The 22,765-nt window shown below is 74.9% G+C and carries 28 protein-coding genes; 19 read left to right on the top strand and 9 right to left on the bottom strand.

Translation table 11 applies throughout. From position 1 onward, the window contains the following. Window positions 1-8: 8 nt before the first annotated feature. Window positions 9-1,184, bottom strand: a complete 1,176-nt coding sequence (locus tag B5Y66_RS09095) for a sensor histidine kinase (protein WP_079573696.1) — start codon at window positions 1,182-1,184, stop codon at window positions 9-11. A 137-nt stretch (window positions 1,185-1,321) separates the two neighbouring features. Here B5Y66_RS09095 and B5Y66_RS09090 point away from each other — a divergent pair, with 137 nt between their 5' ends. Together B5Y66_RS09090 and B5Y66_RS09085 are read left to right on the top strand one after the other, a co-directional pair. After that, window positions 1,322-1,762 (top strand): hypothetical protein, encoded by a 441-nt coding sequence (locus B5Y66_RS09090; protein WP_139820811.1) that lies wholly within the window; start codon window positions 1,322-1,324, stop codon window positions 1,760-1,762. After that, window positions 1,759-3,363, top strand: coding sequence for a multicopper oxidase family protein (locus B5Y66_RS09085; RefSeq protein WP_079573692.1), 1,605 nt, complete (start codon window positions 1,759-1,761; stop codon window positions 3,361-3,363). Before B5Y66_RS09090 ends, B5Y66_RS09085 begins: the two co-directional genes overlap by 4 nt. Before the next feature lie 21 nt (window positions 3,364-3,384). Here B5Y66_RS09085 and B5Y66_RS09080 read toward each other — a convergent pair whose 3' ends face one another. Continuing rightward, window positions 3,385-3,846: a DUF2000 domain-containing protein gene (locus B5Y66_RS09080; protein WP_079573690.1), complete on the bottom strand. Its 462-nt coding sequence runs from the start codon at window positions 3,844-3,846 to the stop codon at window positions 3,385-3,387. Window positions 3,847-3,957: 111 nt separating this feature from the next. Between B5Y66_RS09080 and B5Y66_RS09075 the strand changes: the two genes are divergently transcribed. Continuing rightward, window positions 3,958-4,419 (top strand): Lrp/AsnC family transcriptional regulator, encoded by a 462-nt coding sequence (locus B5Y66_RS09075; RefSeq protein ID WP_079573688.1) that lies wholly within the window; start codon window positions 3,958-3,960, stop codon window positions 4,417-4,419. A gap of 86 nt (window positions 4,420-4,505) precedes the next feature. Beyond that, on the top strand, window positions 4,506-5,084 hold the full coding sequence (locus tag B5Y66_RS09070; RefSeq protein ID WP_079573685.1) for a GNAT family N-acetyltransferase: 579 nt from the start codon (window positions 4,506-4,508) through the stop codon (window positions 5,082-5,084). Window positions 5,085-5,121: 37 nt separating this feature from the next. On the opposite strand, the gene B5Y66_RS09065 is transcribed toward B5Y66_RS09070, so the two are convergent. Beyond that, complete coding sequence (locus tag B5Y66_RS09065) at window positions 5,122-5,358, bottom strand: hypothetical protein (protein WP_079573683.1); 237 nt, start codon at window positions 5,356-5,358, stop codon at window positions 5,122-5,124. 79 nt (window positions 5,359-5,437) lie between these two features. On the opposite strand from B5Y66_RS09065, the gene B5Y66_RS09060 reads away from it, so the two are divergent. From B5Y66_RS09060 to B5Y66_RS09005, 12 genes are all read left to right on the top strand, one after another. Beyond that, the gene (locus tag B5Y66_RS09060) at window positions 5,438-5,884 is read left to right on the top strand and encodes a helix-turn-helix transcriptional regulator (RefSeq protein ID WP_245807019.1); all 447 of its coding nucleotides are present in this window, start codon (window positions 5,438-5,440) and stop codon (window positions 5,882-5,884) included. A gap of 14 nt (window positions 5,885-5,898) precedes the next feature. Then, entirely contained in the window at window positions 5,899-6,309 is a 411-nt protein-coding gene (locus B5Y66_RS09055) for a VOC family protein (protein WP_079574396.1), read from the top strand. A 5-nt stretch (window positions 6,310-6,314) separates the two neighbouring features. Further along, a complete protein-coding gene (locus tag B5Y66_RS09050) occupies window positions 6,315-6,788 on the top strand; it encodes a nitroreductase family deazaflavin-dependent oxidoreductase (protein WP_079573680.1) in 474 nt (157 codons plus the stop codon). 61 nt (window positions 6,789-6,849) lie between these two features. After that, window positions 6,850-7,284, top strand: coding sequence for a YdeI/OmpD-associated family protein (locus tag B5Y66_RS09045; RefSeq protein ID WP_079573677.1), 435 nt, complete (start codon window positions 6,850-6,852; stop codon window positions 7,282-7,284). Between the two features lie 24 nt (window positions 7,285-7,308). Beyond that, window positions 7,309-7,890 (top strand): MOSC domain-containing protein, encoded by a 582-nt coding sequence (locus B5Y66_RS09040; protein WP_079573675.1) that lies wholly within the window; start codon window positions 7,309-7,311, stop codon window positions 7,888-7,890. Between the two features lie 71 nt (window positions 7,891-7,961). Further along, a complete protein-coding gene (locus B5Y66_RS09035) occupies window positions 7,962-10,364 on the top strand; it encodes an ATP-binding cassette domain-containing protein (protein ID WP_079573673.1) in 2,403 nt (800 codons plus the stop codon). Further along, window positions 10,364-11,143, top strand: a complete 780-nt coding sequence (locus tag B5Y66_RS09030; protein WP_079573671.1) for an SDR family NAD(P)-dependent oxidoreductase — start codon at window positions 10,364-10,366, stop codon at window positions 11,141-11,143. The genes B5Y66_RS09035 and B5Y66_RS09030 overlap by 1 nt, the downstream gene beginning before the upstream one ends. Before the next feature lie 52 nt (window positions 11,144-11,195). After that, window positions 11,196-11,480 carry a DUF6412 domain-containing protein gene (locus tag B5Y66_RS09025; protein ID WP_079573669.1) on the top strand — a complete coding sequence of 95 codons (285 nt, stop codon included), beginning with the start codon at window positions 11,196-11,198 and terminating at the stop codon, window positions 11,478-11,480. Between the two features lie 128 nt (window positions 11,481-11,608). Then, a complete protein-coding gene (locus B5Y66_RS09020) occupies window positions 11,609-12,412 on the top strand; it encodes a YidC/Oxa1 family membrane protein insertase (protein ID WP_079573667.1) in 804 nt (267 codons plus the stop codon). Window positions 12,413-12,416: 4 nt separating this feature from the next. Then, window positions 12,417-13,100: a helix-turn-helix domain-containing protein gene (locus tag B5Y66_RS09015; RefSeq protein ID WP_079574394.1), complete on the top strand. Its 684-nt coding sequence runs from the start codon at window positions 12,417-12,419 to the stop codon at window positions 13,098-13,100. 63 nt (window positions 13,101-13,163) lie between these two features. After that, a complete protein-coding gene (locus B5Y66_RS09010) occupies window positions 13,164-13,679 on the top strand; it encodes a VOC family protein (RefSeq protein WP_079573665.1) in 516 nt (171 codons plus the stop codon). Between the two features lie 79 nt (window positions 13,680-13,758). After that, a complete protein-coding gene (locus B5Y66_RS09005; protein WP_079573663.1) occupies window positions 13,759-14,550 on the top strand; it encodes an SDR family oxidoreductase in 792 nt (263 codons plus the stop codon). 83 nt (window positions 14,551-14,633) lie between these two features. On the opposite strand, the gene B5Y66_RS09000 is transcribed toward B5Y66_RS09005, so the two are convergent. From B5Y66_RS09000 to B5Y66_RS08990, 3 genes are all read right to left on the bottom strand, one after another. Further along, a complete protein-coding gene (locus tag B5Y66_RS09000; protein WP_139820810.1) occupies window positions 14,634-16,154 on the bottom strand; it encodes a hypothetical protein in 1,521 nt (506 codons plus the stop codon). 17 nt (window positions 16,155-16,171) lie between these two features. After that, on the bottom strand, window positions 16,172-16,777 hold the full coding sequence (locus B5Y66_RS08995; RefSeq protein ID WP_079573659.1) for a SigE family RNA polymerase sigma factor: 606 nt from the start codon (window positions 16,775-16,777) through the stop codon (window positions 16,172-16,174). An 85-nt stretch (window positions 16,778-16,862) separates the two neighbouring features. Next, window positions 16,863-17,414, bottom strand: coding sequence for a GNAT family N-acetyltransferase (locus B5Y66_RS08990; protein WP_245807018.1), 552 nt, complete (start codon window positions 17,412-17,414; stop codon window positions 16,863-16,865). A 94-nt stretch (window positions 17,415-17,508) separates the two neighbouring features. Between B5Y66_RS08990 and B5Y66_RS08985 the strand changes: the two genes are divergently transcribed. Then, a complete protein-coding gene (locus B5Y66_RS08985) occupies window positions 17,509-18,669 on the top strand; it encodes a GNAT family N-acetyltransferase (protein WP_079574391.1) in 1,161 nt (386 codons plus the stop codon). Window positions 18,670-18,755: 86 nt separating this feature from the next. Here the strand turns inward: B5Y66_RS08985 and B5Y66_RS08980 are convergent, their stop codons facing one another. The 3 genes from B5Y66_RS08980 to B5Y66_RS08970 all read right to left on the bottom strand — a co-directional run bounded on the left by B5Y66_RS08980 (window position 18,756) and on the right by B5Y66_RS08970 (window position 21,432). Continuing rightward, window positions 18,756-19,418: an MBL fold metallo-hydrolase gene (locus B5Y66_RS08980; protein ID WP_139820809.1), complete on the bottom strand. Its 663-nt coding sequence runs from the start codon at window positions 19,416-19,418 to the stop codon at window positions 18,756-18,758. Window positions 19,419-19,436: 18 nt separating this feature from the next. Further along, complete coding sequence (locus B5Y66_RS08975) at window positions 19,437-20,369, bottom strand: alpha/beta fold hydrolase (RefSeq protein ID WP_079573655.1); 933 nt, start codon at window positions 20,367-20,369, stop codon at window positions 19,437-19,439. A 100-nt stretch (window positions 20,370-20,469) separates the two neighbouring features. Further along, the gene (locus tag B5Y66_RS08970; protein ID WP_079574387.1) at window positions 20,470-21,432 is read right to left on the bottom strand and encodes an endonuclease/exonuclease/phosphatase family protein; all 963 of its coding nucleotides are present in this window, start codon (window positions 21,430-21,432) and stop codon (window positions 20,470-20,472) included. 173 nt (window positions 21,433-21,605) lie between these two features. Between B5Y66_RS08970 and B5Y66_RS08965 the strand changes: the two genes are divergently transcribed. Together B5Y66_RS08965 and B5Y66_RS08960 are read left to right on the top strand one after the other, a co-directional pair. Next, complete coding sequence (locus B5Y66_RS08965; RefSeq protein ID WP_245807017.1) at window positions 21,606-22,169, top strand: hemerythrin domain-containing protein; 564 nt, start codon at window positions 21,606-21,608, stop codon at window positions 22,167-22,169. A 106-nt stretch (window positions 22,170-22,275) separates the two neighbouring features. Then, complete coding sequence (locus B5Y66_RS08960) at window positions 22,276-22,662, top strand: DUF3817 domain-containing protein (RefSeq protein ID WP_079573653.1); 387 nt, start codon at window positions 22,276-22,278, stop codon at window positions 22,660-22,662. Window positions 22,663-22,765 lie beyond the last annotated feature (103 nt).

The raw sequence follows: 22,765 nt of genomic DNA, 5'->3' as shown, positions 1-22,765 counted from the left end.
GGCGGCCGTCAGCCCGGTGGGTGGGCCGGGAGCTCGGCGACGACGGCGAAGCCGCCGCCCGGCACGTCGCGTGCGGAGAACGTGCCGCCCAGCAGCCCGGCCCGCTCGCGCATCCCGGCGATCCCCGCGCCCGTGGGCGCGTGCGGGCCGGCGCCTCGGCCGTCGTCCGTCACGGACAGCCGCAGCACGCCGTCCGCGACGGTGGCCCCCACCCGCACGCGCCGCGCGCCCGCGTGCCGCACGACGTTGGTCAGCGCCTCCTGCACGATCCTGAACGCGGCGGCGTCGACCGCGTCGGACAGCGCCCCGGGAGGAACGTCCAGGTGGGCCTCCACGTCCAGCCCCGCCGCCCGGGCCGGGTCGAGGAGCGTGTCCACGCCGCGCAGGCCGGTCACCGCCGGTCGGCGGAGCGCGGCGTCCGGCGGCCCGGGTTCGCGCAGCACCTTCACCGTGGCCCGCAGCTCGTCGAGCGTGCCCGACGTCGCCTCCCGGACGCGGGCGAGCGCTCCCCGTGCTGCGTCGTCGTCCCGCCCGACCGCCTCGTCCGCGACGCCGGCGTGCAGCGCCACCACCGACAGGTGGTGGCCCACGGTGTCGTGCAGGTCGCGCGCGATCCGCAGCCGCTCGGCCTGCAGCCGCTCCTGCGCGGCGTGCGCCTCCTGCGCCGCCGTGAGTTCGCGGAGCAGGGCGCTGCGCTCGCGTGCCTCGCGGGCCAGCCGGACCGCGACGCCGAGCGCGACCGCCGCCGCCGTGAGCGCCACGTTGGTGACCAGGTCGTAGGCCGTGAGCGCCGCGCTGGGGTCGACGTCGGCGTCGGTCACGCGGAAGTACGTGGCGACCCCGATGAGCACCGCCCCCGTGCCGACCGCCCAGCCGGTGCGACCGCGCTCCGCGGCCGAGTAGAGCGCGGCCACCGCGGGCAGCACCATGCCGATCGGCGCGAAGCCGAGGGCGTAGTAGGCGCACACGCCGAGGAACGTCAGCACGAGCATCGTGCGCGGCGCCGGACGCCGCAGCAGTACCAGCGCCCCGAGGCCGACGGCGAACAGGTACGCGGCCGGGCCGGTGTCGCCCTCTCCGGCGGGTTCCGCGGCGATGACGACCGCCACGACGAGCGTCGATGCCAGCGCCAGGACGACGTCGGTCACCCACGGGCTCGGCGGCGCCGTCGCGGACGAGGTCATGGGAGCCAGGCTAGGCGCCGCCCCCGGAGCGTGCCGCGGGGTGGGGGACGGGTCAGGGTCGCTGTCGCCGCGGGGCGACAGCAAGAGACGCTTCCGGGCCGATGTGTCGACCACGGCGTGGCGGCGATCGTCGGGGCATGACCTCAGCACAGCACCCTCAGACTCCCCACCAGCCCCAGCAGCCTGCCCCGACGGGGCCCGCACCGGCCGGCATCTCGTGGCCGCTCGTCGCGGGGCTCGCGTCGATGGCGCTGCTGTGGCCGCTCACCGGGCTCACCGGCATCGGTGGCACCGGCGCGCCGCGCGCGCTCGGCATCGTCACGCTCACCGCGGCCGTGTGGATCGGCGTCGTCGGCCTCGGCCGGGTGCCCCGCCCGGTGCTCACCCTGACGATGACCGGCCTCGCGTTCGGCGTGGTCGCCCTGCTCGTCTCGACGCTGGTCGGCGGGGCGGGCCCGGGCGGCGAGGGCGCGGGCGCGTGGACGGCAGTCCCCGCCCTGGCGATGGACGCCGGCTGGGGGGCGCTGGCCGGCCTGGTCGCGCTCGGCGTCCAGAAGGCGCGCGGCGGCGCCCGATGACGGCGCGACCGACGCGCCGCGCGGTGCTGCGTGCGACGGCGCTCGCCGCCGTCGTCGCGGTGGCGGGCGCCGGGTGCGGCGCCGTCCCCGGCTCGGTGACGTCCGTGGACGAGCCGGAGTTCATCCGGGAGCTGCCGATCCCGCCGCTCGCGGAGTCGACCGTCGCGGGTGGCGTGCGCACCTTCCGCCTCACCGCGCAGGAGGGCACCACCGAGCTCCTGCCCGGCGTCGAGACGCCCACCTGGGGGTTCGACGGCCCGAATCTCGGGCCGACGCTGCGCGCGGAGCGGGGCGAGAAGGTCGCCGTCGAGGTGACGAACGACCTCGACGTGACGACCAGCGTGCACTGGCACGGCATGCACCTGCCCGCCGCGATGGACGGCGGCCCGCACCAGCCGGTCGCGCCCGGCGACACGTGGCGCCCCGCGTGGACGATCGACCAGCCCGCCGCGACGCTCTGGTACCACCCGCACCCGCACGGCGAGACGGAGGAACACGTCTACCGCGGGCTCGCGGGGCTCTTCCTGCTCGACGACGACGCGTCGCGCGCCGCCGACCTGCCGCAGGAGTACGGCGTCGACGACGTGCCGGTCGTCGTGCAGGACAAGGTGCTCGACGACGACGGGCGGCTCGTGCTGAAGGACGACGGCGGCGAGCCGGGCACGCTCGGCGGCACGGTCGTGACGAACGGCGTGGCCGGCGCGTACCAGGAGGTCACGACCGAGCGGGTGCGGCTGCGGCTGCTCAACGGGTCGACGGCGCGCACGTACTCGCTGGGCCTCGCGGACCGGGAGATGGACCTCGTCGCCACGGACGGCGGGCTGCTCGACGCGCCGGTGCGGCTCGACCACGTGCGCCTCGCGCCGGGGGAGCGGGCCGAGGTGGTGGTCGCGCTGGAGCCGGGAGAGACCACGCGGCTGCGTTCGTCGGAGGCCGACCTGGGCGGCGTCGCGGCGCCGTTCGCGATGGGCGGCAACGACGCGTTCGACGTGCTCGAGCTGCGCGCGGCGGACGAGCTCGCGCCGTCGCCGGAGCCGTCGTGGGGGCCGTCGACGCATGCCGCCGAGGACGCGCTGCACGAGGACGACGCGACCGTGACCCGCACGTTCGACCTCGACGAGCGCACCATCAACGGCGAGCGCATGGACGCCGGGCGCATCGACGAGGTCGCGACCGTCGGCAGCACGGAGGTGTGGGAGGTGCGCAACACCATCCCGATGCCGCACAGCTTCCACGTGCACGACGTGCAGTTCCGCGTGCTGACGGTCGACGGGCAGGCGCCGCCTCCCGAGCTCGCCGGCCCCAAGGACACCGTCTACCTGGAGCCGCGGCGCACCTACCGGCTGCTGATGCGGTTCGACGACTACACGGACGACGTGCTGCCGTACATGTACCACTGCCACATGCTGCTGCACGAGGACGAGGGGATGATGGGCCAGCTCCTCGTCGTCGAGCCGGGGTCGGACGCGCGGCCCGGGCGCTCGGAGCGCCTGTCCGGGCACGCGCGGCACGCCGCCGACGCCGACGGGACGTCGACCGTCGTCGGCGACGGGTACGGCCCGCGGGCGCCCGACCGCGGCGCGCACGCCGGGCACGGGTGACCGGCCGGGCCCCGGTCGGCGTCAGAGCAGCGGCAGGCTCCGGATGATGCGGTCCACCTTGTTCCGCGGCCCGATGATCCCGACGGCCGCGTAGTCGACATCGTCGACGGGAGTGCGCGAGACCGCGTCGAGGTACTCGTCGTAGACCCGGACGGCCTGCCCGACGGCGGGCATGTCGGCGACGAAGGTCTGCTCGTGCGCGGCCGCCTTCGCCCGGATCTCGCGGAGGGTGGCGGCGTCCGCGGTGACGATCGAGCAGCCGGTCCACGGCAGGCCCGGGTGCACGGACCCGTCGGCGTCCTTGGCGTCCGGGCCCAGGAGCCCGTCGACCCGCGGCACCGTGGCCGCGGCCACGCAGATCGCCGCATTCGCCGCCTGCCCGGGCGCCAGCGTGTCCCGCACGGCGATGACCCACTTGAGCCGCGCCTTGCGGGTGGGGGTGGCCGTGTCGATCTCCTCCGGGGTGAACCCGATGCCGGTCATAGGGGTTTCTCCTGTTCGTTCGTGCGCTGTCGGGGTGAGACGCTACGACGTCTTCCGGCGCTGATGCGGAGAGTCCGCACGATGTTCGGCAGGGGTGCGAGAATCGACGCCGTGGACGAACTTGATCGGGCGATCCTGCGGGAGCTCCAGTCGGATGCACGGCGGACCAACCGGGACGTGGCGGCCGCCGTCGGGGTCTCGCCCAGCACCGCCCTGGAGCGCACGCGGGCGCTGCGCCGTCGCGGGGTGATCCGCGGCGCGCTGCTCGACGTCGACCTCGGGGCGATGGGCCGGCCGGTGCAGGCCCTGGTGTCGGTGCGCATCCGACCGCCGTCGCGTGCCGTCATCGAGGAGTTCCGCGACTGGGCACAGGGCCTGCCGGAGACGCTGGGCGTCTTCGTCACGACGGGCACGGCAGACTTCGTCCTGCACGTCGCCGTCCCCGACAACGACCGGCTGTACGCGTTCGTCATCGACCGCCTCACGCAGCACACCGCCGTCGCGGACGTCCGCACGTCGGTGGTGTTCGAACACCTGCGCACGACGCGCGTCGACCCGGTGGCCCAGGACTGACCGCACCGGGCCGGGGAGCGCAGGGCAGGCCCCGGAGCAGCGAAGACGTGCTGGCGCCGGTCCCGGGACGCTGTCAGGATCGCGGCATGCCCACACTGCTGCCCGTGACGTTCGCGCCCTTCACCGAGCCCGCGCAGCCGGTGCTCGACGTGCCCGCCGTGGGTGCGCGGCTGCGGCCGTGGCGGCCGGACGACGCCGCCGCGCTGCGCGAGGTGTACGCGGACGAGGCGGTCCAGCGGTGGCACGTGCGCGTCCTGGAGTCGGACGACGAGGCCCGCGAGGTGCTCGACGGATGGCGTGCAGGCTGGGCCGACGGCCGCGAGTCGAGCTGGGCCGTGGCCGACGCCCGGGACGACCGCGTGGTCCTGGGGCGCATGGCCGTCAAGACCTTCGACCCGCACGGCGTCGGCGCCGTCGCGTACTGGACGGCCGCGGCCGCGCGCGGCCGAGGCGTGGCCCCCGCCGCGCTGGACGTGGCCGCGGCGTGGGCGTTCGACATCGGGTTCCACCGGCTGGAGCTGGTGCACTCGGTCGACAACGCGCCGTCGTGCCGCGTGGCCGAGAAGGCGGGCTTCGCCGCCGAGGGCGTGCTGCGGGAGTCGGTGCGCCACCTCGACGGCTGGCACGACATGCACCTGCACGCCCGGGTCGCGCCTGCGGTGTGAACCGGGCGGGCGAGATGTGCGGTGGCCGCGACCGTGGTCAGCGCCGGGTCATCACGGAGCGGTAGCCACCTCCGCCCGGGTAGACCCACTCGCCGTCGAGCGTGCGACCGTCCGCGCTGAAGGTTCCCTCGAAGTACGCAGGACTGCCCTTGGCTCCCGCCCAGATGGTCAGGGTGTCATCGGTGAGCTCGTAGACCTCGGTCGTGCCACGGAGGCGTCGGCTGCCTTCGCCGCGGCGGCCGAGCTCGCCACGAACGAGGTCGAGCGCCGACACCTGCTCCGCCGTGCAGGAGCCGGGGGATGAACGGGGGGACCGGCAGGCGGGTGTCGGCGGGCCGTGGAAGCATCGCACCGTGACCAGCAGCGACGCCGACCGTCTGCGCGACCTCGCGCTGCTGCGGCGCGTGCGCGACCGGATGGACCGGGAGTTCGCGCAGCCCCTCGACGTGGAGGCGCTGGCCCGCGGGGTGCACATGTCAGCCGGGCACCTGAGCCGGCAGTTCAAGGCCGCGTTCGGCGAGTCGCCCTACAGCTACCTCATGACGCGGCGTATCGAGCGGGCGATGACGTTGCTGCGGCGCGGGGACCTGAGCGTCACCGAGGTGTGCTTCGAGGTGGGGTCGTCGTCGCTCGGCACGTTCAGCACGCGCTTCACGGAGCTGGTGGGGATGTCGCCCAGCGAGTACGCGCGGCGGGCGCGGACGGCGGGAGCGGGGGAGCTGCCGTCGTGCGTCACGAAGCAGGCGACGCGACCGGTCAGGAATCGAGAAGCGCCGGCCGTGGACGTCCACCTAGCGTGAAAGCCATGAGCGACATCGACATCACCATCCACACCACCTTCCTCCCGCACACCGATCCGGAGGCCTCCCTCGGCTTCTTCCGCGACCTGCTCGGTTTCGAGCTGGTCCAGGACGTCGGCCAGGGCGACATGCGCTGGCTGACGTTCGTCTCGCCGGCGCAGCCCGAGACCCGCCTGGTCCTGACCCCGCCCGCCGCCGACCCCGGCGTCACCGAGGACGAGCGCCGCACCATCCGCGAGCTCATGGCCAAGGGCAGCTACCAGTCGATCATCCTGGGCACGAAGGACCTGGACGGCGTCTTCGCCAAGCTCCAGGCCGCCGACGCCGAGGTCGTCTCCGAGCCCACCGAGCAGCCGTGGGGCGTGCGCGACTGCGCCTTCCGCGACCCGGCGGGCAACATGGTCCGCATCGACCAGGTCGGGTGAGTGCCGTGACCTCGCAGCAGACGCAGGAGGCGCGGCGCCCGAAGGGCACCCCCGGCGCGCTGTCCCGGTGGATCCAGCGCCGGGCCAACGTCAGCACGGCGAAGAAGATCCGCCGCAAGGGCGGGCAGATGATGGGCATGGACCTGCTGGTCCTGCACACGGTCGGCCGCCGCACGGGCGAGGCGCGGGAGAACCCCCTGGCCTGGTTCGACGACGGCGCGGGCGGCCGGCTCGTGGTCGCCTCGGGCGGCGGCAGCCGCCACCCCGGCTGGTTCGCAAACCTGGCGGCGCACCCGGAGCGGGTCGCCTTCGAGGTGCACGGCAGCGCCGTCACGCCGGCGACGGCGCACGTGCTCGACGACGCGGAGCGCGCCCGGGCGTGGCCGGCCATCGCGGCGGCGGCGCCGACCATCGACAAGCACCAGCGCAAGAGCGACCGGCAATACCCGGTGGTCCGGCTCGTCCCGGCCGGGGCCTGACGTGTGCGTGCCCGGGATCCCGCGGATCACCAGGACCACCACCGAGAGCGAAGGAGCGGTCATGAGGTTCCGTGCCGTCGTCGAGCCCGCCGAGAAGATGAAGGGGCTCGAGGTGCCGCCGGAGGTCGTCGAGGCCCTCGGCGGGGGAGCCCGGCCACCGGTCGTCATCACCGTCCACGGCCACACCTGGCGCAGCCGCGTCGCGATCATGCGGGGCCGGCACCTGCTCGGCCTCAGCCGGGCGAACCGGGAGGCCGCGGGCCTCGAGGTCGGCACGGAGGTGGAGGTCGAGCTGGCGCTCGACACCGAGCCGCGCGTCGTCGTCGAGCCCGCGGACCTCGCCCGGGCGCTCGACGCCGACCCTGTCGCCCGTACGGCGTACGATTCCCTTCCCCCGGGTCGCCGGCGCCGCCTCGTGCTCGACGTCGACGGCGCCAAGCAGGCCTCGACACGGGCCCGCCGCATCGACAAGGCTCTTGCCGAGCTGCACGGCTGACGCCCGACCGAAGGAGATCCCCTGGTGACCGTCACGGACCCCTCGACCACCACCCCGTCGTCCGGCACGACGGCGCGCGTCGTCTCGGTGCACGCGAGCGGCGTCCATGGTTTCAGCAAGCCGGCTGTCGACGAAGTGGTCCTGATCGAGGGCGTCGGGGTCGCAGGCGACGCGCACGCCGGGGTCACCGTGCAGCACCGCAGCCGGGTCGCCGCCGACCCGTCGCAGCCGAACCTGCGCCAGGTCCACCTCATCCACGCCGAGCTCTTCGACCGGTTCGCCGCCGCCGGCCACGACGTGGCGCCCGGGGACCTGGGGGAGAACGTCACCACCCGCGGGATCGACCTGCTCGGGCTGCCCGTCGGCACGCGGCTGACGATCGGCGAGGCCGTCGTGACCGTCACCGGCCTGCGCAACCCCTGCCAGCAGATCAACGACTTCCGGCCCGGCCTGCTCAAGCAGGTGCTGCGCCGTCGCGACGACGGCGAGGTCGAGCGGCTCGCCGGGGTCATGGGGATCGTCTCGCGCGGCGGGACGGTCCGCCCCGGGGACGTGGTCGACGTCGCGCTGCCGACCTCTCCGCACCTGCCTCTCACCCGCGTGTGAGCGCGGCGACATCGACAGCACCTGCCCGCCCACCGGTGTCACCGCGCCACCACGATCGAAGGAGCACCACCGTGACCGCCACCGAGTCCCGTGCCGGGTCCCGCGCCGCGACGACGTCGCACACCGCCGACGCGCACGACGTCATCCGCGTGCAGGGCGCCCGCGAGAACAACCTGCGCGACGTCGACGTCGAGATCCCCAAGCGCCGGCTGACCGTGTTCACGGGCGTGTCGGGCTCGGGCAAGAGCTCGCTGGTCTTCGCGACGATCGCCGCCGAGTCGCGGCGCCTCATCGACGAGACGTACTCGACGTTCGTGCAGGGCTTCATGCCGTCCCTGCCGCGGCCGGACGTCGACGTCCTCGAGGGGATCACCACCGCGATCCTGGTGGACCAGGAGCGGATGGGCGCCAACGTCCGGTCCACCGTCGGCACGGTCACCGACGCGAACGCCATGCTGCGCCACCTGTTCAGCCGCATCGGTGACCCGTACGTGGGGCCGCCCACCGCGTTCTCGTTCAACATCCCGACCTCGACGGCGAGCGGCGTCTTCAGCACGGACAAGGCCGGGGGCGAGGTCGACAAGAAGGTGGTCCGCAACCAGGTGTACCTGGGCGGCATGTGCCCGGAGTGCGAGGGGCGCGGCACGATCTCCGACCTGGACCTGTCCGTCATCGTGGACGAGTCGCTGTCGCTGCGCGACGGCGCCATCCTCGTGCCCGGCTACAAGGCCGACGGCTGGATGGTGAAGGGCTTCTCCGAGACCGGCCTGCTCGACGGCGACAAGCCGGTGCGCGACTTCACCGAGACCGAGCGGCACGACTTCCTCTTCAAGGAGAAGGGGAAGATCAAGGCGCTGGGGATGAACATGACCTACCAGGGCCTCATCCCCAAGCTCCGCGAGTCGCTGTTCAGCAAGGCGCCCGAGTCGCTGCAGCCGCACCTCCGCGCGTTCGTCGAGCGGGCGGCCGTGTTCGTGCCGTGCCCGGCCTGCGACGGCACGCGCCTCAACGACTCCGCCCGGTCGGCCAAGGTCGACGGCGCCAGCATCGCCGACGTGTGCGCCATGCAGATCTCCGACGCCGCGGCCTGGGCGCGCGGGGTCGACGACCCGGGCGTCGCCCCGCTGGTCGGGAGCCTGCTGCACCTGTTCGACAAGTTCGTCGACATCGGCCTCGGCTACCTCTCGCTCGACCGTCCGGCCGGCACGCTGTCCGGCGGCGAGGCGCAGCGCACCAAGATGATCCGGCACCTCGGCTCCGCGCTGACCGACGTCACGTACGTCTTCGACGAGCCCACCATCGGCCTGCACCCGCACGACATCCAGCGGATGAACACGCTGCTCCAGGACCTGCGCGACAAGGGCAACACCGTGCTCGTCGTCGAGCACAAGCCCGAGGCGATCGCCGTCGCCGACCATGTGATCGACCTCGGCCCGCGCGCCGGCACCGACGGCGGCACCGTCTGCTTCGAGGGCACGGTCGAGGGGTTGCGCGCCAGCGACACCCTCACCGGCCGTCACCTGGACGACCGCGTGAGCACCAAGGAGTCGGTCCGGGCGCCGTCCGGCACCCTCGAGATCCGTGGGGCGGCGCAGAACAACCTGCGCGACGTCGACGTCGACGTCCCGACCGGCGTGCTGACCGTCGTGACCGGCGTCGCCGGGTCCGGCAAGAGCTCCCTCATCCACGGCAACCTCGCCGGGCGCGACGGCGTGATCGTCGTCGACCAGGGCGCGATCAAGGGATCGCGCCGCTCCAACCCCGCCACCTACACCGGCCTGCTGGAGCCGATCCGCAAGGCGTTCGCCAAGGCGAACGGCGTGAAGCCGGCCCTGTTCAGCGCGAACTCCGAGGGCGCGTGCCCCACCTGCAAGGGCAACGGGCGCATCTACACCGAGCTCGGGTTCATGGAGACGGTCGAGACGCCGTGCGAGGACTGCGGCGGCAAGCGGTTCATGGCCTCGGTGCTGGACTACACCCTCGGCGGCAAGAACATCGCCGACGTGCTCGACCTGTCCGTGGCCCAGGCGCACGCCTTCTTCCGCGAGGGGGAGGCGAAGATCCCCGCCGCGCACAAGATCCTCGCGCACCTGGAGGACGTGGGGCTCGGGTACGTGAAGCTCGGCCAGCCGCTCAACACCCTGTCCGGCGGCGAGCGGCAGCGGCTCAAGCTCGCCATGCACATGGGCGAGAAGGGCGGCACGTACATCCTCGACGAGCCCACCACCGGCCTGCACCTGGCGGACGTCGCGAACCTGCTCGGCCTGCTCGACCGGCTGGTCGACGCCGGCAAGACCGTGATCGTCATCGAGCACCACCAGGCGGTGATGGCGCACGCGGACTGGATCATCGACCTCGGCCCGGGCGCCGGGCACGACGGCGGGAAGGTCGTCTTCGAGGGCACGCCGGCCGACCTCGTGGCCGCCCGGTCCACCATCACGGGCGAGCACCTGGCGGACTACGTCGGCGCCTGATGGACCGCTTCGCGGGGCGCGTCGCGCTCGTGACGGGGGCCGCGCACGGCATCGGCGCCGCCGTCGTCCGCCGGCTCTCCGGCGAGGGCGCGGCGGTGGTGCTGGCCGACGTCGACACGGCCGCGGCCGAGGAGACGGCGGCCACCCTCGAGCCGGCCGCGCGGGAGCGCACGCTCGTGGTGACCTGCGACCTCACCGACCCGGCATCGGTCGATGCGGCGGTGGAGGCCGCCGTCGCCCGGCGCGGCCGCCTGGACGTGGTGGTCAACGTCGCTGGCGGCGCGCTGCCGCACCCGGACCAGCTCGACGGCGGCACCGACGACGACTGGGCGGCCACCGTGGACCTCAACCTCGCCGGGCCCGCGCGCGTGCTGCGCGCCACCGCGCCGCACCTGAGGCGCCCGGGCGGCGCCGTCGTGCTGGTCGGGTCCGTCAACGGCCTGGCGGCGTTCGGGGGCGACGCGTACTCCGCCGCGAAGGCCGGGCTGGGCGTGCTGGCCCGGAACCTTGCCGTCCGGCTCGGGCCGGACGGCGTGCGCGTCAACGTCGTCGCACCCGGCACCGTCCGCACCCGCGTCTGGGACGACCAGGGCGGCCCCGACCGCCTCGCGCCGATGTACCCGCTCGGTCGCGTGGGCGAGCCGGAGGACGTGGCTGCTGCCGTCGCGTTCCTGGCGTCCGACGACGCCGCGTGGATCACCGGGGTGACCCTGCCCGTGGAGGGCGGCGTGCTCGCCGGGCCGCTTGCCGCGTTCGCCCGGCTCGCCGACGAGACCTGACGAGCGCGCGCTATCGTGACGGGACGGCCCGAGGTCCACGAGGGGAGACGGCATGAGTGACGTCCTGCTCGCGCTGGCGCGCGACGTGTCGTCGTCGCTCGCGGTCCTGCTCGGCACGCCGACACTGACGACCCTGCTCCTCCTGGTCGGCGCCGCCGGCCTGGTCGCGATGGCGCTGAGCTTCGTGGCCCGCGCGACGGCGACCGGCCCGCGACTGGTGCCCGTGACCGCGCCCGTCGTGCGGCGCGGCGCCGAGGTGCCGCCTCTCGTCACCCAGAGCGATCCCCACGCGCCCGGCCGTCCCCGGCCGCGTGCTCCCGGCGTCCTCGCCGGCTGATCACCCCTCGGGCCCTGCCCTGACCGTCCCTCGCCCGGACGGCGCGACGTCGTGCGCTGCGCGGCGACCCCGCACGCCCGCGGGGTGTTCGGCGAACGCGAACCCGACCGTTCGACCGAGGACACCCCATGGATCTCTTTGCCCTGCCCCCTGTCGCCGCCGTGCTCGGCGGCGCGTACCACGCCCTGATGGGCCTGTCCCACCTGCTCGAACCGGCCCTCGGCGGCGGTGCCGCTGCGGCCGCCGTCGTCGCCGTGACGCTCGCCGTCCGCGCCGCCCTGATCCCCGTCGGGGTCTCGCAGGCGCGGGCCGAGCGCACCCGGGTGCGGCTCGCTCCCCGAATCGCCGAGCTGCAGCGGCGGCACCGCAAGGACCCTGAGGCGCTGCAGCGCGCCACGATGCGGCTCTACGCCGACGAGGGCACCACGCCCCTGGCCGGCTGCCTGCCGATGCTGCTGCAGGCCCCGGTGGTCGGGGTCATCTACGCCGTGTTCGTCCACGCCGAGGTCGCCGGGCAGGCCAACGCCTTGCTGGGCCACACGCTGTTCGGGGTGCCGCTCGGCACCAGCCTCGTCGGCACGCTGTCCGCCGGCGTTCCCGCCGTCGCGACCGTGGCCGTCCTCGGTGCGCTCGTGCTCGCCGTCGCTCTCGTGGGCGAGCTGACGCGGCGCGCCGCACTGCCCGGCGGCCGCCTCGCCGTGCCCTCGGCGACCGCCGTCACCGCCGTCACCGCGGGGCCGTCCGGGGCGGCGGGGATGCAGCGCGTGCTCGGAGCGCTGCAGTTCGTCACCGCCGTCGTCGCCTGCTTCGTCCCGCTCGCCGCGGGGCTGTACCTCCTGGTGACGGTGGCGTGGACCTTGGTCCAGAGGATCGTGCTGCGGCGCCGGTTCCCGCTCGACCCCGAGGGTGGCGTACGACCGGCGATACCGTGACGCCATGTGGCTCGAGCGGCCGGGTTCGACCCCTGCGGTGCGCACGGTGTGGCGCGCGATCGTGGAGGAGCAGGGGGAGTACCTCGTGGCGGGCTCGGAGTACTGGGGCATCTCCTTCATCCGCCGCGCCGACGGGAGCCTCGGCGGCGAACTCGACGGGCCGAGCATGAGCGCCCGCAGCACGAAGAGCGTCGCGGGTGAGAGCTACTGGGGCGTGGAGCTGGCACCGTTCGTGGTGGTCACGGGCCTCGACAAGCAGCCGGTGCTCGGGGCCACCGTCGACCTGCCGGTGCGCTCCGGGCAGGTCCGGCTCGGGGAGCGGTGGACGACGCTGCCGGCCTTCGATGAGCTCGAGGACTGGGTGGACGAGATGGTGCGCCTCGGCCCGCTGGGCGTGGACGAGGGCGTGCGCGCGGCGCTGGACGGGCACCGGGACGGCGCGTCCCCGCGCACCTGGCAGCGCCGCTACCGGCGCACCGTCGGGCTGACGGCGGGGCAGGTGGAGCAGGTCAGGCGGGCCGAGAGGGCATACGCCCTCCTGCAGGCCGGCGTCGCGCCGGCGGAGGCGGCGGCGCGGGCGGGGTTCGCCGACCAGGCGCACCTGACCCGTAGCCTGCGCCTCATCCGCGGGCGGACCCCGGCGGCGGTGCTCGCGGCCGCCGCCCGCCGACGGCCCGACGCCGGGTGACGTTCTCGTTCAAGACCGGGCCCCTGCCCACGGGGTGTGATGGCGGGGACGAAAGGAGCCACCATGGCCGTCCCCTCAGGATTCTCGACGATCAACCCGTTCATCATCAGCCGCGACGTCGAGAACCTCATCCTCTTCCTCGTCGACGTGTTCGACGGCGTCGAGCACCCCGACGCACGGACCGTCGACCACGACGGATTGCTGCTGCACGCCGAGCTCCAGATCGGCGGCACCACCATCATGTTCGGCGAGCGCAAGCCCGGCTGGCCGTTCACCCCGTCCTTGCTGCAGGTCTATGTCGACGACGTGGACGCGGTGCTCAAGCGGGCGCTGGCCGGTGGCGCGGACGTCGTGACGGAGCCGACGGACTTCTTCGGCGAGGTGTTCTCCCGCTTCGTCGACCCCTGGAACAACCTGTGGTGGGTCTACAGCACCCCGCAGGACGACGCCGCCGGCGAGTGGGCGGAGGCCGGCGACGGTGACGAGACCGACGCCGAGTGGGAGCCGACGCCGGAGCTGACCTACATCCGCGACACCCTCGTCGCCACCCTGCCCCGCCTTCAGGACCCGGCCGTCTGAGCCGCGGTCACGTCCCCGCCCGCCGCCTCGTCGGAGGTGCAGGACGCGCGGTGGTCGCGCGACGACGGAGGAGGACGGCATGGCACGCATCCTGGTCACCGGCGGTACGGGGCACCTCGGCAGGCTTGTGGTGCCGCGGTTGGTGCGGACGGGCGCGGACGTGCGGGTGGTCAGCCGCAGCCCGCACGCGGAGGGCGACGGTGCGCGGTACGTCGTCGCGGACTGGGCGACGGGCGAGGGTCTGGCGCAGGCCGTGGGCGACGCGGAGGTGGTCGTGCACCTTGCCGGCGACCAGCTCCACAACGAGCCGATGGCGACGGCGCTGGTCCGGGCGGTCCGGGACGCCGGGGCGGAGCCCCACCTGGTGAACATCTCGGTGGTGGGCGCGGAGAAGGTGCCGGTGCGGTCCGGCTTCGACCGGCGCGCCCTCGGCTACATGGAGAGCAAGCTCGCCCAGGAGCGCGTGCTGGAGGAGTCCGGGATCCCGTGGAGCAACCTGCGCGCCAGTCAGTTCCACGAGCTGGTGCTCATCGCGGCCCGGGCGCTCGCGAAGCTGCCGGTGGTGCCCACGCCGTCCGGCTGGAGGGCGCAGCCGATCGCGGCGGACGAGGTCGCGGCGCGCCTGGTGGAGCTCGCCCTCGGCGACCCGCAGGGCCGCGTGCCCGATGTCGCCGGGCCGGAGGTGCTCACGTTCCGCGGGATGGTGCGGGACTACCTCGACGCCGTCGGGTCGCGGCGTCCCACGATGCCGGTCCGCGTGCCAGGTGCGGCGTCGCGGGCGTACGCGGCGGGCGGCAACCTCGCGCCCGACCGCGCGGTCGGCAAGCAGACGTGGGGTGAGTTCCTCGCGGAGCACGTCGAGCACCGCTGAGCGGCGGCCGTCGACGTAGCGCTTCCTTCCCGTCCTGCGCAGGGACGAGAAGGAAGCGCTACGTCGACGACCGGTCCGCCGCCTCAGCTGCCGGACAGCCGGAGCGACCGCACGATGCTGGCGAACCGCTCGTGGGAGGCCTCCCCGCGCGGCCCGTAGTACGACAGCACCACCGCGTCGTCGCCCCGGCGGAGCTCCACCGTTCCCAGGAAGCACGGCTGTCCGTTCTCCGTGGTGTCGTCGCCCACCTGGAGCGCGACGGCGTCCGCGCCCGGGACGTCGTACCGGTACCCGGCAGCCGGGGCGGTGTCGAGGACGTCGCCGGCCGCGGCCATGACCGTGACCGTCTCATCGGGCCCGCTCGCCGCCCAGTCGACGCCGTCGGGCGGGGGGCCCTCCGACCAGCTGCCCGGCAGAGCCAGCCGCAGCGCGCCCCCGCCGACCCCGCCGACGGTCGCGGCCCGCCACCCGTCCGGGACGGCCGTCGTCTGGAACTCCGGCAGGTCCTCCGGCCCGGGCACCGTCGCCGCCTCGGCGGAGAAGCCCAGCGTGCCCAGGAGCTGCCGCGTCAGGGCGCGCCCGTCGGCGTCGCCGGGGGTCTCGAGCGTGACGATGTACCCGCGCCCGCCCTCGCGCCGCACGTGCGCGGTGGTGCTGTCGACGCCGTCCGCGGTCATTGTCTCGACCTGGACCACGTCCGCGCCGTCCAGCGGGAACGTGGACGCCGGGTCGAGCGGCGACGACGCGATGGACTCCGGCCATCGCGCGAAGCCGTCGGACAGCGCCACCGTCATGGCGGCCGAGCCGTCGGCGCTCGCGGACCGCGACCGCTCACCGGCGGGGAACGCGTCGGCGACGCTCTCGTCGGCGGCCCAGCCACGCGGCAGGGCGTACTCCAGGCCGGCGAACGACGTCTCCTCCCAGCCCGCCGGCACGCCCGCTGCGAACCCGTCCAGGGGCTGCAGCTCGGCCTCCCCGTCCGGGTCCGGCAGGGGGGCGGAGTCCTCGTCCGCCGACACGGACGCCACGAGGTCGGCGAAGATCTCCTCGCCCTCGCCGCCGTCCACCCAGACCAGGGACACCTGCACCACGTCCCCCGACTCCAGCGTGACCTGGAGCCTCCCGAGGAAGTCCTGGGCGAAGGTCGGGTCGTCGCCGTGCTCCTCGACGACATACCGGGCCGACTCCGCCCCCGGGACGCGGACGTCCACCGGCGTCAGCCCGGAGCCCGGCGGCACGAGCGGCGCGTCCGCCCCCGCGGGCTGCACCTGCACGAAGTCTCCGCCGTCGTCGTCCGGACCCTGCTCCCAGACGCCGGCACGGCGGCTCGGCTCGAGCCCGGGCGGCACCGCGAGCCGCACGCCGCCGACGGCCACGGGTGTCCACCCGTCCGGCACGTCGGGCGACGACGCCGGGCCCACGACCCCGCCCGTCGACGTCACCTGCCACACCCCTGCGACGGTGCCGACGGCGGCGAGCGCCCCGACGCCGGTCAGTGCGGCGCGCCGGGCCCGCACCCGGCGGACGGCGCGGCGGCCCATCGCCGCGCCGTCGAGCGCGGCGACCGGCTCGACCCGGTCGGCCGCGTGCTGGAGCTCGGTCACGAAATCGTCCTGGAGGGTCATCGGACCGTCCCCTTCCTCTTCGGTGTCGGTGTCACGTCGTGGTTGCTGCCGTCGGCGCCGAGCAGCTCGCGCAGCCTCGCCAGGCCGCGCGACCCGCTCGACTTCACCGAGCCGGTCGAGATGCCCAGCTCGTCCGCGGTCTGCGCCTCCGAACGGTCGAGCAGGTGGCGCAGGACGACGACGCGCCGCTGCGACTCGGGGAGCTGCCGCAGCGCGCGGACGAGCCGGTCGCGGTCGACCACCGTCCGCGTCGCGTCCGGCACGGGGGCGGGGCGCAGGTCGGCGGGGTCGGAGAGCACGTCGTGGCGGGTGCGCCGCCAGCCGTCGATGCGTGTCGTCGCGATCACGCGGCGCGCGTACGCGAAGGGGTCGCCGTCCTCGACCCGCCCCCACGCGCGGTAGGTCCGTTCCAGCGCGAGCTGGACCAGGTCGCCCGCGCGGTGCTCGTCGCCGCACAGGAGGTACGCGATCCGGGAGAGGGCGGGCGTGCTGGCCGCGGCGAACGCCGTGAAGCGGTCCGCCGGGGTCTCGCCCGCCGCCACGACCCGGAACGGTTCGGCGCTCGCCTCGGCGACGAGCGGCACGGCGCCGTCGGCCGTCATGGGTGCTGCCTGTCTCGTGTGTTCACGGGACATAGACGCCGACGGCGCGGGAAAGGTTGTCGGGCGACGCCGCCCGGAGGCGGCGTCAGGCCGCGCGGTCACCCTTGAGCACGCCGTAGACGAGCGTGTCCGTCCACTCGCCCTTGGACCACCAGTCCTGACGCAGGTGTCCCTCGCGCCGCATCCCGACGCGCTCGCACAGGCGGGCGGAGGCGTCGTTGCGGGCGTCGAGCTGCGCGACGACGCGGTGCATGCGGTAGAAGTCGAACGCGAGGCCCAGGACGGCGCGCACGGCCTCGGTGGCGAAGCCCTGGCCGGTGTGGTCGGGATGGAAGACCCACCCGATCTCGCCGCGGGACATGGTGTCGCCCGTCGTCCACAGGGAGACGTCGCCGACGACCTGCCCGTCGTGCTCCACGATCAGCGCGAGGGCGGAGCCGGGCTCGTCGATCCGAGTACGGGCGAGCCGCTTCGCGAGCTGCGCCTCGGCGACGTCCGGCGTCCACGGCTCCTCGAGGAGGTAGCGCGCCACCTCGGGGTCGGCGTAGTAGGAGAGCAGGGGCTCGAGGTCCTCCGCGCGGTGCGCGCGCAGGACCAGGCGGCCCGTGGTCACCGGCAGCGGGGAATCGGTCGTCACGGTCAGGCACCCTACGCGCCGCGACGCCCGGCTCGCGACGGAAGCCCGCGGAAAAGGCGTGACGCCGAACCCGCCGGCGGCGCACCGTGGGCGCATGAGCATCCCCGCTGCCCCGCCGACGTGGCGCCTCGTCGACCCGCCCCGGCCGGGCACGCTGGACGTCCCGGAGGCCTGGGCGTACCACGGCATCGCCGCGCTGGAACGGGTCGTCGGCCTGGCCGACCTCGGCCACGACGACTTTCCGCCGCGCGCCGTCGACCTCCTGGTCGGCGACCTGCACCAGGAGCACCTGCGGCGGCACCGGCTCGTCGCGGTCGAGGTCGGTCCCGACGCTCCCGGGGCGGTGCCGCGCGTCGTCGGGCACGGGGTCCTCACGCTCCCCGTCACCGACAACCGGCACCTCGCCGTCGTGCGGATCGCCGTGCTGCCCTCCCACCGCGGCCAGGGCATCGGCTCCGCGATCGCGGACCGACTGCGCCGCGTCGCGCTCACCGAGTGCCGCTCCACCGTCTTCGCGGAGGTCGAGTTCGCCGCCGAGCCGCCGTCGGGCGCGCCCGACGCGCTCGCCCCCCGGGAGGGCGACGGCCACGTCTCCGCCGACCTGCCCGGGATGCGGTTCGCTCGTCGGGCCGGGCTCGGGCTGGAGATCGTCGCGCGCCGCTCCGTGCTCGAGGTGCCGCTGCCCGACGGCGTCGTCGAGAGGCTCGCGACCGACGCCGCGGCCCGGGCCGGCGACGCCTACCGCCTGCACACCTGGCAGGACCCGGTGCCCGAGGCGTGGGTCGAGCAGCTCGCCGCCCTCGAGCAGCGGCTGTCCGAGGACGAGCCGAACGGCGGCCTCGCACTGGAGGCCGAGCAGTGGGACGGGCAGCGGGTCCGGATCGAGGAGGCCAAGCGCGCCGAGCGCGGGCAGGGCGCGTTGGTGACCGTGGCCGAGCACGTGCCCACCGGCACCCTCGCGGGGATGACCCTGTTCATCTGGGACGCCGACCGCCCCGAGTTCACCGAGCAGGAGAGCACCGTGGTGCTGCCCGAGCACCGCGGGCACCGGCTGGGCATGCTCCTCAAGGCCGTGAACCTGCGCGAGCACACCCGGCTGCGCCCCGACACCCGCCGCATCTCCACGTGGAACAACGAGACGAACGCCCCGATGCTCGCGATCAACGTGGCGCTGGGCTTCCGCCCCGCCGGCGGCGCGGCCGAGCTGCAGGCGCCCCTCGCCGACGTCGTGCCGACGCGCCGACTCGCCGGTTGAGCTTGTCGAAACCTGGTCTCGACAGGCTCGACCGACAATTCCGACAGGCTCGACCGACGGTTCCGACAGGCTCGACCCACGTGCCGTCAGGCCGCGGGGACCTCGAGGCTCTCGCCGGGGGCGAGGCGGCGGTACTCGACGCCGCCGAGTCCGCCGACGACGCGGTCGGACAGCGCGCGGCCGGCGTCGCTGAGTATCGCGTCGTGGATCGGGACGGCGACGTGGGGCGCCACCTGTCGCACGTAGTCGACGGCCTCGCCCAGCTTGAGCCACGGCGCGGCCACGGGCACGGTGAGCACCTGCACGGACGTCCCCTCGGGGGCGGGCGTGAACGAGTCGCCCGGGTGCAGCACGGCGCCGTCCACGAGGAAGGCGACGTTCTCCGGCGGGGGCATGTCCGGGTGGATCGTCGCGTGCCGCTGCCCGAGCGCCTGCACCGCGAACCCGGCCGCCGTGAAGGCGTCGCCGCCGGAGACGGCGTGCAGTCGGTCGGCGGGGGCGCCCGCCTCCTCGAGCTGGTCGACCACCGGCCGCGGCGCCCACAGCTCCAGGGCGGGGTCGGCGGCGAGGGCCGGCGCCACGCGGGGCACGTCCAGGTGGTCGACGTGCTCGTGGGTGATCAGCACCGCGTCGGCGCCGTCGAGGATGCGGGGGTCGGTGAACGTGCCGGGGTCGACGACGAGCACGCGCCCGTCCCGCTCCAGGCGGACGCCGGCGTGGCCCCAGGTGGTCAGCGTGATGGAGGACATGACGCCATCCTCGCCCCGCTACCTGCGCGTGTGCTCCACGAGCTCCGGCAGCAGCACGTCCCACGACGACGGCGGCGGCGCCTGGTGACCCATGTGCTCGAGCAGCAGCAGCCGCGCGCCGGGGATCGCCGCCGCCAGCGCCGCCCCGTGGCCCGGGAACAGCGGGTCCTCCGTGCCGTGCACGACGAGCGTCGGCACGGTGAGGTCCGCGAGCGTGCCCACGAACGGGGCGCCCGGGTCCGCGGCGAAGTGGTTCGTGCCGGCCGTCGGGTCGATCGACCGCTCGACGGCGCGGGTCGCGATCGCGCGGGTGCGCGCCTCGTCGAACACGCCCCGGCCGGTGAGCGCACGGTCCTCGGCGACGGCGGCCTCCACCAGCGCGGCGGTGTCCCCGGGGTCGGGGGAGGGGCCGTCCCAGAGCCCGTGCAGCTCGGGGGCGGACGGCGGCAGGGCGGCGTCGCCCGGCGCCGAGAACGCGCGCGTCGTGGAGACCAGGGTGGCCGACGCGACCCGGTCGGGGTGCTCGAGGGCGAGCTCCTGCGCGATGGCGCCGCCCATCGACAGGCCCACGAGGTGCGCGCGATCCACACCCAAGGAGTCGAGCACGTGCAGCGCGTCCTCGGTGACGTCGCGGCCGGTGTAGTCCGGTGCGCCGGGCCGGCAGGTGGTGGAGCGACCGGTGTCGCGGTGGTCGTAGCGCACCACGTGGCGGCCGCGTTCGGCGAGCGCCGAGCACAGGTCGGCCGGCCACCAGTCCATCGACGACCCGACGCCGCCGATCAGCAGCACCGTCGGGGCGGCCGGGTCGCCGACCGCCTGGTAGCAGAGGCGCACGCCACCGGACGGCGAGCCCGCCGGGACCTCGGCGTACCGCTCGGGGCCGAGGGCGTCGCCGTCGGCGGGGCCGACACCCGAGGTCGGGGGGCTCGGCGTCGCGGGGCTCCGTGTCATGGACGGGTGGACGGCGCGGGCGGGCCCGAATCATCGGGGAGCGTCTCCGCCCGTCAGCGATCGGCGGTCGATTCCTGACGAGCAGAGACGCTCGACGGCGTCACGTCAGGCGCAGCAGCGCCTGGACGGGCGTGTGGTCGCTCGGCCAGCGGCCGTCCTTCGTCCACGTGTTGATGGTCGCGGCGAGCACCTCGGTGCCGCCGGTGGCGAGCACCCAGTCGATCCGGTCGGCGCCCGGCACGGGCTCGCCGTAGTTCGGGAACGTGCCGACGTCGGGGGTGAGGCGGCGGTCGGCGGACACCCACGTGTCGAGCAGGCCGCCGTCGGTGACGAGCACGTCGTAGGGCGCGGACCGCTCGGCGGGGGCGTTGCAGTCGGCGGTGAAGACGACGGGCAGGCCGAACCCGGCGGCCAGGTCGCGCACGACCTCGGCGCTGCGCACACGGGCGTTCTCCGACTGGTGGTCGAAGTGTGAGTTCACGTGCACGAACTCGGTACCCGTGCGCTGGTCCCGGAACCGGGCCCAGGTGACGATGCGGGTCACGGAGTTGCCCCACGTGGCCGAGCCGATGACGTCCGGGGTGTCCGACAGCCAGAACTGGTCCCACCACAGCAGCGTGAGCCGGCGCGCGTCGTAGAAGATCGCCGAGTACTCGCCGTCGGCGCCGCCCGACCGGCCGTAGCCCACCGTGCGGTAGTGCTTGCCGAGGCCCTCCTCGACGGCGGCCAGCTGCTGGAACTCCGCCTCCTGCACGCCGAGGATCGTGGGCTGCTCCAGGGCGAGGAACGCGGTGACGAGCGGGGCGCGGTCGGGCCAGTGGTCCGGCTCGCCGGGCTGGGTCGCGTCCTCGCGGTCGAGCCGGATGTTGAAGCTCATCGCGTGCAGCGTCGATCCCTTGGCCGGGCCGATCAGCGCGCCCCTGGCGGGGCGTGCGGCGGTCGTGGCGGCGGCGCCCGGCGCGGCGAGGGCACCCGCGACGCCGAGGGCGCCGAGCGCACCGGCGGCCGTGAGGGCGCCGCGGCGGGTGATGCCGGCGGGGGCGGCGGAGCTGCGGTGATCCATGTCGTCCTCCAGAGGGTGGTCGGCCGTGGTCGGCCGTTGCCCGACCATCCCATCGGTCGCACGTGACCGCCCGGCGGACGGCAGGTGGACGGCGGGCGACGGGGCCGTGACCAGGGCCTCGACCAGTCCGCGGCGGCCTCTCGCGATGCCGGCCCGGCTATGCTCGGCGCATCGTGACCGACCCTTCCCGAGACTCCGCCGCCCCTTCCGCTGCCCCTTCTTCTCCGGCCCTGTCCGCCGCCGGAACCGACCGCCTCGTCGCCTGGGGCCAGGAGCTGCGCTCCGTCCACGCCCGCCTGCGCGACGCGCTCGAGGTCGCGCGCGAGGCCGTCACCGTCGCAGCCGACGACGGTTCGACGCCGGCGGACGCCGACCCCCGCCGCCTGATCGGCCTGTACTGCCACGGCTTCTGCCAGGCGCTCGAGGGTCACCACCGCGGCGAGGACGGCAGCGTCTTCACCGCCCTGCTCGACCTGCGGCCCGACCTCGCCGACGTCGTCGCCGAGCTGCAGCGCGACCACACGATGCTCGACCACCTGCTGGGCGGGCTGGCCCGCGCGGTCGACGCCGGTGCCGACGCAGCCGCGCTCGACCGCCACCTGGACGGGATCGACGCCGTCATGGAGACGCACTTCCGGTACGAGGAGAAGCGGCTGGTCGACGCGCTCGACGAGCCGGCGCTCGCGGCGGCGCTCGCCGGCACCGACCGACGCGTCGCCCTGGGCCCGCTCGCCTAGAGCGGGTGCGGGGCCGAGGGTGCCGACGGGCTGTCACATCCTCGCGACGCCGAACGCCCGGCGTCGGGCAGACTGGCCCGACCGCCCGCACCACGAGAGGTCCGCCATGCCTGCCACGCCCCCGTCGCCCGCCCGCCCGCCGCTGTCCGCGATGGGCCGCGCGTTCGCCGTCGTCGCCGTGATCGAGGCGCTCACCTGGGCGGGGCTCCTGGTGGGGATGTTCCTCAAGTACGTCACGGAGACGACGGAGGCCGGCGTCTGGCTGTTCGGCCGCCTGCACGGCGCGGCGTTCGTGGCCTACGTGGTGATCGCGCTGGTCGTGGCGGTGAAGCTGCGCTGGGGTTGGTTCCGCACGCTGGTCGCCCTGGCCGCCGCCGTCCCGCCGCTGACCACGCTGCTGGCGGACTGGTGGCTGCGGCGCACCGGCCACCTGAGCGACCCGGCCTCGCGCCCGGCGGCGGCCCCCGAGCCGGAGACGGTCGGCGCGGGCTGAGCGGCGGGCGGCCTCCCGTTCTCCCGGCCTTCTCACGGCCGTCATGCCGCTGTCGCACGGTCCCGCTACGGTGACGCCCACCACAGTCCTTGTCACCGGGAGC

The sequence above is a fragment of the Krasilnikoviella flava genome (genome assembly GCF_900167525.1).
GTDB classification, from domain to species: Bacteria; Actinomycetota; Actinomycetes; order Actinomycetales; family Cellulomonadaceae; genus Isoptericola; species Isoptericola flavus.
The sequence above is the reverse complement of the archived record's forward strand: the minus strand, read 5'-3'. Positions and strand labels throughout refer to the sequence as shown.

Excerpts from the sequence above, each read along its gene's own strand:
- B5Y66_RS09010 (WP_079573665.1), top strand. The coding sequence starts at position 13,164 with ATGGCCGTCCCCTCAGGATTCTCGACGATCAACCCGTTCATCATCAGC.
- B5Y66_RS09080 (WP_079573690.1), bottom strand. The coding sequence starts at position 3,846 with ATGACCGGCATCGGGTTCACCCCGGAGGAGATCGACACGGCCACCCCC.
- B5Y66_RS09085 (WP_079573692.1), top strand. The coding sequence starts at position 1,759 with ATGACGGCGCGACCGACGCGCCGCGCGGTGCTGCGTGCGACGGCGCTC.
- B5Y66_RS09005 (WP_079573663.1), top strand. The coding sequence starts at position 13,759 with ATGGCACGCATCCTGGTCACCGGCGGTACGGGGCACCTCGGCAGGCTT.
- B5Y66_RS09030 (WP_079573671.1), top strand. The coding sequence starts at position 10,364 with ATGGACCGCTTCGCGGGGCGCGTCGCGCTCGTGACGGGGGCCGCGCAC.
- B5Y66_RS09025 (WP_079573669.1), top strand. The coding sequence starts at position 11,196 with ATGAGTGACGTCCTGCTCGCGCTGGCGCGCGACGTGTCGTCGTCGCTC.
- B5Y66_RS09045 (WP_079573677.1), top strand. The coding sequence starts at position 6,850 with ATGAGGTTCCGTGCCGTCGTCGAGCCCGCCGAGAAGATGAAGGGGCTC.
- B5Y66_RS08995 (WP_079573659.1), bottom strand. The coding sequence starts at position 16,777 with ATGACGGCCGACGGCGCCGTGCCGCTCGTCGCCGAGGCGAGCGCCGAA.
- B5Y66_RS09070 (WP_079573685.1), top strand. The coding sequence starts at position 4,506 with ATGCCCACACTGCTGCCCGTGACGTTCGCGCCCTTCACCGAGCCCGCG.
- B5Y66_RS08985 (WP_079574391.1), top strand. The coding sequence starts at position 17,509 with ATGAGCATCCCCGCTGCCCCGCCGACGTGGCGCCTCGTCGACCCGCCC.
- B5Y66_RS08980 (WP_139820809.1), bottom strand. The coding sequence starts at position 19,418 with ATGTCCTCCATCACGCTGACCACCTGGGGCCACGCCGGCGTCCGCCTG.
- B5Y66_RS09090 (WP_139820811.1), top strand. The coding sequence starts at position 1,322 with ATGACCTCAGCACAGCACCCTCAGACTCCCCACCAGCCCCAGCAGCCT.
- B5Y66_RS09095 (WP_079573696.1), bottom strand. The coding sequence starts at position 1,184 with ATGACCTCGTCCGCGACGGCGCCGCCGAGCCCGTGGGTGACCGACGTC.
- B5Y66_RS09020 (WP_079573667.1), top strand. The coding sequence starts at position 11,609 with ATGGATCTCTTTGCCCTGCCCCCTGTCGCCGCCGTGCTCGGCGGCGCG.
- B5Y66_RS08975 (WP_079573655.1), bottom strand. The coding sequence starts at position 20,369 with ATGACACGGAGCCCCGCGACGCCGAGCCCCCCGACCTCGGGTGTCGGC.
- B5Y66_RS08960 (WP_079573653.1), top strand. The coding sequence starts at position 22,276 with ATGCCTGCCACGCCCCCGTCGCCCGCCCGCCCGCCGCTGTCCGCGATG.
- B5Y66_RS08970 (WP_079574387.1), bottom strand. The coding sequence starts at position 21,432 with ATGGATCACCGCAGCTCCGCCGCCCCCGCCGGCATCACCCGCCGCGGC.
- B5Y66_RS09015 (WP_079574394.1), top strand. The coding sequence starts at position 12,417 with ATGTGGCTCGAGCGGCCGGGTTCGACCCCTGCGGTGCGCACGGTGTGG.